Below are 4707 nucleotides of genomic sequence, written 5' to 3' on the forward strand. Positions count from 1 at the left end.
CCGGAGGTGCCGAAGCTGCTGCTGACCTTCGACTCCTCGCCGACCCTGCTGGTCGGGGAGGCCGTGGTCGCCTGGGCGCGCGAGCACATCGCCGCGCTCACCGTCGAGCACTGCGGCCCGGCCGGGCACCACGCCCCCGAGGACCGGCCGGAGGCCATCGGCCGGGCGATCGCCGGGTGGCTCGAACGGCACAGCCTCACCGACCCCAACACGCTTATGGCACAAGAGGGTTGATTGTTCGTCGGCCAAGTGGTCCAGACCATTGACGAGGGGCTGCGCGCTGCCTACGGTATGGGCATTCACCTGGCGCAGGCATGCCAAGATCCCCTTGGTCGGCGCACCCCCACGCGCGCGTCCTGGGCCGGGCGCACTCTCCATCCCCCCACGGAGGAGCATCATGCGCAAACGCCTTGCCGTCGGCGCGGCCCTGGCCGCCGTCGCCGTCCCGCTCGCGATGGCCGTCCCGGCCAGTTCGCACGGATTCATCAACCTGCCGCCGAGCCGCTCGGCCCTGTGCGGTGCGGGTGTCGTCAAGAACTGCGGCGACATCCAGTGGGAGCCGCAGAGCGTCGAGGGCCCGAAGGGCTTCCCGACCCGCGGCCCCGCGGACGGCACCATCTGCGCGGGGGCGGACGCCCGTTGGGCCCCGCTCGACAACCCGCGCAACGGCGCCTGGCCGACCACCAAGGTGACGGCCGGCGGTCAGCAGACCTTCACCTGGGAGATCGAGGCCCGGCACTCGACCACGAGCTTCCGGTACTTCCTGACCAAGCCCGGCTACGACCCGACCCAGAAGATCACCCGGGCGAGCCTGGACCTGACGCCGTTCCTGACGGTCCCCTACAACGGCCGTCAGCCCGCCGCCACGACCACCCACACCGGGACCCTCCCCACGGGCCGCACCGGGCACCACGTGGTCGTCGCGGTCTGGGACGTCGCGGACACGTCGAACGCGTTCTACTCCTGCACCGACGTGCTCTTCTGAACGGAAGAAGCAGGACCCGCGCCCCGGGACCGGTCGACGGCCCCGGGGCGCGGGTGCGCCGCTCAGCCCTCGGTCCAGCCGTGGCCCTTGGCGCACCGGAGCATCGCCTCGCGCACCTTGAGCACCTGCTCGCCGGTCAGCGACGGCGCGTGCGTCAGCAGCAACTCGGTCACCTCCACCACGAATTCGGCGGAGGTGAGGACATCGCACTCCGGGTCGTCGTCGTCGGCCGCGGACCGCGGGACGAGGGAGACCGCCCCGGCCGCCCCGGCCGGACGCGCGAGCGCGCCCTTGGGAAGCCGCACCGACGAGGCCTTGAGCCCGCGGTCGCCCTCCTCCATCTCGAACTCGACCACCAGGCCCGAGTGCACCACGGACTCCGGCATCAACATGTCGTTGACGTGCAGGAAGACATCCTCCCCGCCGTGGTCCGGAGCGATGAACCCGTAACCCCGCACGCTGTCGTAACGCACCACACGACCGGTGACCACTCGTACCCCCAAAAGACAACCCGGGCCCCCTGCCCGACACCTGACGTAGAGGATAGACGACCGGGCACCCGGAACGGGAGCGGACCGGGCCGCTGTCGAACCGTCCGGGCCGCCGCCGAACCGAACCGAACCACCCCGGAGCGGGACCGTCCCGCGGCCGTCACCGGAGCAGACCCGCCACCGGCACCAGCACGGCGCACCGCCGCTGCGCCGCCGTCCACCGTTCCCTGTCCGCGGCCGTCAACCCGGCCCCCTTCCAGCCGAGTTCCCCCGGGGCCCCCGTGGCGGCGGACGCCCCCCCGGACGTCCGCCGCGACGAGTGTCACGTGCTGCCCGAGTGTCACGTGCTGCCGCCCGCCGTGCCCACCCCGCCACCGCTCCCGGGCCCGGCCCGGGTCGGAACGGTGACACGGCCGCGACATCGTCACCCGCCCGCCACACCACCACCGGAGGCCCGCCGGGGCGCGCGGCACCGTCGTCGCAGCTCTACCAGGGCACGACCTCGCCCAGGTGGTCGACGAAATGGAGGCCGCCCGCCCCGCGGTGGCGTTCGACGGTCTCCACCACCCCCGGCACGCTCTCCTCCACGCTCAACTCGGCCTCCGGGCCGCCAAGTCCGGTGCGTACCCAGCCCGGGTCGACCAGCAGCAGGGTCCGGCCGTCGTCGGCGTGCCGGGCGGCCTCGCAGCGCATCAGTTGGTTGAGCGCGGACTTGCTGGCCCGGTAGAGGTCCTGCCCGCCCTCGGTGTTGTGCGCGATGCTGCCCTGATCGGAGGACATGACGCCGATGGTGCCGGTCGGCGCGACCAGCGGGCGGAGGGCGTCGACGACGCGCAGCGGGCTCAGCGCGTTGGTGACCATAACCTCGGTGAACATCTCCGTCGGCACCTCGCCGATCGGCAGGTCGCCCCGGGTGATGGCGGCGTTGACGAAGAGCAGGTCGAGAGTGCGCCCGGCCAGCCGGTCGCGGAGCGCCGCGATCGCGGCCGGATCGGTCATCTCCAGCGACTCGACGGTCAGCCGGTTGTCGGCGGTGTCCAACAGCTCGTGCAGCGCGGTGGGCCGGTCGCCGCGCACGGTGCCGATGACGTTCCAGCCCCGGCGGAGGTACTCGGCGGCGATCCCGAGGCCGAGGGTCCGGGAGGCGCCGACGACGAGGGCGGTCCTGCGGGTGTCCGTCGTGCGGGTTTCGGTCGTGCGGGTTTCGGTCGTGCGGGTTTCGGTCGTGCGGGTCTCGTTCATGGGGGTGTTGTTCACAAGGGTCCTGGTTCGACGAGGGCCGGACGGCACCGGTACGGGGAGCGGGACGGTGTCCCGGGGCGCCCCGCGCCGAGGGGCGCCGGGTGGTCACGGTACGAGTCTCCGAGGACCGCGAGCCGGGCGTCCAATACCCTTTGGGCCGCATTGATACCGTACGGGCATGGATCTGGACCTGCGCAAGCTCCGCTACTTCGTCGCGGTGGCCGAGCACCGGCACTTCGGCCGGGCGGCCGCCGCACTGTTCATCGCCCAGCCCGTGCTCAGCCGTCAGATCCGGGCGTTCGAACAGGAGCTGGGCTGCCCGCTGTTCACCCGGACCACCCGCAGTGTCGAACTGACCGCCGCCGGGCACCGGTTGTACGAGGAGGCGCCCGGGATCACCGCCGCGGTGGCGGGCACCGTGCGCCGGGTGCGGGAGGCGGGCAGCCCGGGGCGCCGGCTCGTGGTGGGCTTCTCGGCGGGTCTGCACGTCGCGGAGGCGATCCGGGCCTTCACCGCGTGCCACCCGGACGTCGTGGTCGACGTGCTCCCGCTGCCCTGGGTCGAGCGGGACGGGCCGCTGCGGGACGGCCGGGCGCACGTCGGGTTCCTGCGGCGCCCGTTCGACGACTCGGGGCTGCACACCGTCCCGGTCGGCCACGAGACCAAGGTCGCCTGCCTGCCGGCGGGCCACCCGCTGGCAGGGCGGCGGACGCTGGTGCTGGCGGACCTGGACGGCGAGCCGGTCGTCACCCGGCGGACGGCCTCGTTGGAGGAGAAGTTCGAGCTGATCGCCTCGGGCCAGGGCGTCGCCCTGGTGCCGTTGAGCGTTATGCGCGCGTACGCCCGTCCCGGCCTGGTCCATCTCCCGGTCAGCGACCACCCGCCGGTCGGGACCTGTCTGGCGGCGCCGGAGGGCCACGGGCCGGGACCGGTCGCGGACTTCCTGGAGACCGCGGCCAAGGTGCTCGGCGCGCCGGGGTCCTGATCCGGCCATCGCCCGAATTCCGTGCGCGGACGGCCGGTTCGTCGTAGCATCGACGCCGGAACGCGCGAAAGCACAGCCCGGTCGGTAGTCCGGGCGCCGTCGGCCCTCGGCCGACGGCCAGTCATTCCCTCCCAGGGTGTCCGGTGCGTTCCTCCCGGTGCGCGATCGCGCACGGGACGCGGCACCACCACGGGGGGAAGCAGCATGCCGAGGACGTTCGCCGCCCGGCCACCGGAGACCGCGCCCGCGGACCGGCGGTTCCGTGCCCACGCCGAGCGCCCCGCTGCCGAGCACCGTCCCGCCGCGGACCGTTTCCAGGAGAGACGGGCCCCGGCCCGGACGCGTACGGGCAGATAGCCCGTCCCTTCCGGGCGCCCCGCGCCCTTCGCGGCCCGACGGCGACGCCCCGCGCCGAGCGGCCGGCCGCTTCTCCGCCCGTCCACCCGTCCGGACATCGGAACGTCCGATTGTCGATCCTTCGTGGAAAGAGATCTGACCGTTCGTCAGTTGACGGTTGCGGGAGACGGATCGGTCCGTACACGATCCGTGGCACGACCCAATCGAGAACGATCAGGAGATCACTGTGCGCATACTCTTCACCGGCCCGGCCGCGCCGAGCCACCTCTTCCCGATGGTGCCGACCGCCCAGGCCCTGCGGGCCGCCGGGCACGAGGTGCTGTTCGCCAGTCCGAGCCCCTACGACCAGCTCCGGCAGGCCGGCTTCCCGATCGTCGCGATCGGCGACGGGCGGCCGCTGCGGGAGTCCTTCGAGGCGACCTCCAACGGCCAGGTCAGCTACGCCCAGCCGGGCCTGACCCAGGACGAGATCCTGGAGATGGCCGCGGCCGCCTTCGCCCACGCCTCGCGCTCCACGGTGGAGGACCTGCTCGCGGTCGCCGAGGCCTGGGGCGCCGATCTGCTCGTCCACGACTCCTGCCTGGCCTCCGCCCAACTGGTCGCGGCCCGGCTCGGCATCCCGGCGGCGCTGCAGAACTTCGGCATCA

General features: G+C 73.1%; 4 protein-coding genes and 2 pseudogenes. 4 read left to right on the forward strand and 2 right to left on the reverse strand.

Annotation, left to right across the window (positions count from 1 at the left end; genetic code table 11):
* Positions 1-234: pseudogene (locus tag VR45_RS39800) on the forward strand (hypothetical protein); the annotation flags it as partial.
* Positions 235-397: 163 nt separating this feature from the next.
* A complete protein-coding gene (locus VR45_RS39805) occupies positions 398-985 on the forward strand; it encodes a lytic polysaccharide monooxygenase (RefSeq protein ID WP_045944853.1) in 588 nt (195 codons plus the stop codon).
* Between the two features lie 62 nt (positions 986-1047).
* Here VR45_RS39805 and VR45_RS39810 read toward each other — a convergent pair whose 3' ends face one another.
* Entirely contained in the window at positions 1048-1476 is a 429-nt protein-coding gene (locus tag VR45_RS39810) for a cold shock domain-containing protein (RefSeq protein WP_045944854.1), read from the reverse strand.
* A 486-nt stretch (positions 1477-1962) separates the two neighbouring features.
* The gene (locus VR45_RS39815; RefSeq protein WP_078897507.1) at positions 1963-2718 is read right to left on the reverse strand and encodes an SDR family oxidoreductase; all 756 of its coding nucleotides are present in this window, start codon (positions 2716-2718) and stop codon (positions 1963-1965) included.
* A gap of 178 nt (positions 2719-2896) precedes the next feature.
* Here VR45_RS39815 and VR45_RS39820 point away from each other — a divergent pair, with 178 nt between their 5' ends.
* Positions 2897-3703, forward strand: coding sequence for a LysR family transcriptional regulator (locus VR45_RS39820; protein ID WP_045944855.1), 807 nt, complete (start codon positions 2897-2899; stop codon positions 3701-3703).
* Positions 3704-4286: 583 nt separating this feature from the next.
* Positions 4287-4707, forward strand: a pseudogene (locus tag VR45_RS39825) (hypothetical protein); the annotation flags it as partial.

It is taken from the genome of Streptomyces sp. NRRL S-495 (assembly GCF_000966955.1).
Lineage (GTDB): Bacteria > Actinomycetota > Actinomycetes > Streptomycetales > Streptomycetaceae > Kitasatospora > Kitasatospora purpeofusca.

Excerpts from the sequence above, each read along its gene's own strand:
- VR45_RS39805 (WP_045944853.1), top strand. The coding sequence starts at position 398 with ATGCGCAAACGCCTTGCCGTCGGCGCGGCCCTGGCCGCCGTCGCCGTC.
- VR45_RS39815 (WP_078897507.1), bottom strand. The coding sequence starts at position 2,718 with ATGAACGAGACCCGCACGACCGAAACCCGCACGACCGAAACCCGCACG.
- VR45_RS39820 (WP_045944855.1), top strand. The coding sequence starts at position 2,897 with ATGGATCTGGACCTGCGCAAGCTCCGCTACTTCGTCGCGGTGGCCGAG.